Source organism: Mycobacterium sp. (assembly GCF_035633495.1).
Lineage (GTDB): Bacteria > Actinomycetota > Actinomycetes > Mycobacteriales > Mycobacteriaceae > Mycobacterium.
On the sequence record NZ_DASQEU010000090.1, the window covers coordinates 1 to 3,504 of the forward strand.

Sequence of the window (3,504 nt, forward strand, 5' to 3'; positions counted from 1 at the left end):
GTCCAGATCGAAAAGCTGGGCGCGAAGTCGTAGCCGGAGACGGTCAGGTTGGCGCCATCGCGCACCCCACATTCGGTGATCTCGGAGAACAACTCATCCGCCGCATATCGGGCGAAAACATCGGCCATTCCGGGTTCGATACCAATGCCGACAAGGGCGAGTTTGCCCGATTGTTCCCATTCATCGGCGAGCTCGAACTGCTCGTCACCTAGCTTCACGCCGGTCTTCGAGTAAGGCTCGTCCGGGTGCGGCCGGGACAGCGACATCGCCATGTCCTGGTAGTGGGCGCCCGCTTCCAACGCGGCCCGGAACAGCGGCATGACGAAGCGCGGATCGGTGGCGTTGACCAGCACGTCACACCGATGGTCGACCAGTAGCCTCACCACGGCCGCGGTGTCGGAGGCATCGACTTGCGCTGCGACGAACCGAGAATCGGAGGTGGACTCGGCGACCTGCACAGCCCGTGACGCGTCGTAGTCGGCGACGACCATCGCCTCGAAGAAGGTCCGGCGGGTCGCAATCAACGCGATCGAGCCACCGACACCTCCGGCTCCGACAAGTAGGACTCGCATGGAAGCACCCTTTCGCAGGAATTCTTACTCTGAGCCACAACGGATAGGGCGATTGCGCCGATCTAGTGACAGTATGGGGCCTAAGCCCGGACCGCCGCCCGAGTGAATGAACCCCATCTACGAACTCAGCGTGCTCCCCGTGCGCCGGGTTCGCGACTCGAACCGGCACCGTCCGTTACGGTCCGCGACTTGGAGGGCACATGACATCGGTCCCGGAAAAGAGTGAACCCGCCGCCACTTTGAAACCAGGCGCCATTGGCTTCGTCAGCTCGATGGTGATCGGTCTGGCCTCGACGTCACCGGCGTATTCGCTGGCCGCGGTGATCGGACCGATCGTGGCACTGGTCGGGGTGTACGCCCCTGGTGCACTTCTTGCCTCGTTCGTGCCGATGCTGCTCATCGCATCGGCCTTTTATTACCTCAATCGGGTTGATTCCGATTGCGGGACGACATTCTCCTGGGTGACGCGGGCGATGGGACCGTGGTTCGGCTGGATCGCCGGGTGGGCTATCGGCATGACCGGTGTGCTGGTGGTCGGATCGCTGGCCGATGTCGGCGTCAAGTACCTCCTGCTCGCCATCGGCGCCGACGATCTCGCGGACAACGTGATCGCGGTCCGCGCGCTCACTGTGGCGCTCATCGTGGTGATGACCGCGATCTGCGTGATCGGCACCGAACTGTCGGCGCACGTGCAGGACGTACTGATCATCGCGCAGGTGCTGGCCCTGCTGGCCTTCGCCGTCGTCGCGCTGGTCACCGCGCTGTCCGGCAACAGCTCGCTGGTGGGTACCACTCCCGAGATCTCCTGGCTCAATCCGTTCGGCGCCGGTGGAGCCGCGCTGACCGCGGCATTGCTGCTGGGCGTGTTCGCCTACTGGGGCTGGGAGTCTGCGGTCAACCTCAACGAGGAGACCGAGGGTTCTTCGTCGACGCCGGGCAAGGCGGCGATCGTGTCGACGCTGGTCCTGCTCGTCACCTATGTCTGCGTCGCGGTGGCCGTGGTGGCCTACGCAGGCGTCGACTACCTCGTCGAGAACGCCGATGAGGAGGAGGCGATCTTCGCCGCGCTGTCCGATGAAGTGATGGGCGGCTGGTCGTGGGTGGTGCTGCTCGCGGTGTCGACCTCGGCCATCGCGTCCACCCAGACGACTATCATCCCGGCCTCCCGGACCGGGTTGTCCATGGCACGCAGGGCCGCTTTGCCCAAGGCGTTGGCGCACATCCATCCCCGGTTCCGGACGCCCGATGTGTCCACGTGGTTGGTGGCCGGCATCGCCATCGGCTGGTACCTGGTGGTCAATGCGATCAGCGAGAACGCGTTGTTCGACTCGCTGACGGCGCTCTCACTGTTGATCGCGTTCTACTACGGCCTCACCGGCTTTGCCTGCGCGGTCTATTACCGCCACGAACTGACCAAGAGCGTGAAGAACTTCCTGCTCATCGGCGCCGGACCGGTCATCGGGGCCGTCCTGCTGTTCTGGCTGCTGATCGAGTCGATCATCGACATGTCCGACCCGGAGAACTCCTACACTGGAGTGGCCTGGTTCGGGGTGGGGCCGCCCCTGGTGATCGGTGTCGGCGTCTTCCTGATCGGTGTGGTCTTCATGATCTTCTGGCGCGTTCACGACAGGAAGTTCTGGCTGGAGCGGCCCAGCGTGGTGGACCCGGCGCTGCTCGCCGACCTCCACGGCGCCGGTTCGATGGACAAGGCAGGAGACGGATCATGAGCATTGTTCTCGGCTATGACGAATCACCGGGGGCGCGCCGGGCGCTGGGCTACTCCATCGATCTCGCCCGGCTGCTCGGCGACACCCTGGTGCTGGTGTACGCGGACGAGCCGCCCGGCGGCGTGCGTGGCGAGGAGTTCAAGGCGCACTTCGACGCTCTCGCCGAGATGGGCCGGACTGCGCTCGGCAGAGCCGTTGACGAAGCGACGGCCGCCGGCGTCACCACCGCGGTCGAACTGGTCGACGCGAAACCCGCCGCGGCGCTGCTGGACACTGCGGAAAAGTACGACGCGCGGCTGATCGTGGTGGGCACCTGGGGCGAGAGTCCGCTCCGCGGTGCGATTCTGGGATCCACCCCGCACAAGCTGCTGCACTGGTCGACCCGTCCGGTGCTGTGTGTGCCGGCCGAGGACAAAGAAGCCCAGACGGTGACGGCGGTGGAGAATGCCAGCCCCACTGTCAAGGTGGCCGGGGCGCAAAAGGCGAAGAAACCGAAGAAGATCAAACAAGGGGAATAGCTCAGCCCCTCTTACCTCGAATGCGCGTCGCGGCCTGTACAGCACCGTGGCAGTCCGGCGCCGCAACGCGATCATCGCGATCGTCCTCGCGCTGATTCTGGTCTGGGTGAAGCGACGGGTCAGCCTCCGACGGAAGCGAGAATTACTCGCGACCCGGCGCGCGCGAATCGACCCGGCTATTGCACGAAAACGCGTGCGGACCATCCGTCCAAGGTCTGCACCGTGTCGTCGTCGACCTTGATCGGCTCGTCGCTGACGTAGTCGATGTACGAACCGTGGCCGAGCGACTCGGAGAACGTGACGGTCTGGCCCTCGGCTGTTAGGTTGAGCACAGCGAACACCTTGTCCCGCTCGTTCTGCCGAACGAAGCTGAACACGTTGGCGGGCAGGCTGTTCGGCACGTTGATCATCCGGCACCCCGCCGAGCATTTCCACAGTGAGGTGTTGCTGCGCTTCAGCGCGAACAACTTTCGGTACAGTTCGCCCAGCGGATGATCGCGCCAGAAGATCGGATCCCGCTCGAAGAACTCCAACCGCCGGTCGTTGCCGCTTCCTGCCCGCTGTAGATCAGCGGCATACCCTCACCGACGACCGAGAGCACGATCCCGCCTCGAGCGCGTCACCGAACTGCTCGAATTCCGTTCCCTCCCATGCGTTCTTGTCATGATTGCTGACGAACATCATGCG

Annotated in this window: 4 protein-coding genes; 2 read left to right on the forward strand and 2 right to left on the reverse strand. The window is 64.4% G+C overall.

Features of this window, described 5'->3' with window-relative positions:
* A partial coding sequence (locus VET27_RS14035) for a saccharopine dehydrogenase family protein (RefSeq protein ID WP_526519070.1) occupies positions 1-572 on the reverse strand: 572 nt, incomplete at its 3' end.
* Between the two features lie 200 nt (positions 573-772).
* Here VET27_RS14035 and VET27_RS14040 point away from each other — a divergent pair.
* Together VET27_RS14040 and VET27_RS14045 are read left to right on the forward strand one after the other, a co-directional pair.
* On the forward strand, positions 773-2,299 hold the full coding sequence (locus VET27_RS14040) for an amino acid permease (RefSeq protein WP_526519072.1): 1,527 nt from the start codon (positions 773-775) through the stop codon (positions 2,297-2,299).
* The gene (locus tag VET27_RS14045; RefSeq protein ID WP_526519074.1) at positions 2,296-2,817 is read left to right on the forward strand and encodes a universal stress protein; all 522 of its coding nucleotides are present in this window, start codon (positions 2,296-2,298) and stop codon (positions 2,815-2,817) included. Before VET27_RS14040 ends, VET27_RS14045 begins: the two co-directional genes overlap by 4 nt.
* A gap of 176 nt (positions 2,818-2,993) precedes the next feature.
* Here VET27_RS14045 and VET27_RS14050 read toward each other — a convergent pair whose 3' ends face one another.
* Positions 2,994-3,350 (reverse strand): hypothetical protein, encoded by a 357-nt coding sequence (locus VET27_RS14050; RefSeq protein WP_526519076.1) that lies wholly within the window; start codon positions 3,348-3,350, stop codon positions 2,994-2,996.
* Positions 3,351-3,504 lie beyond the last annotated feature (154 nt).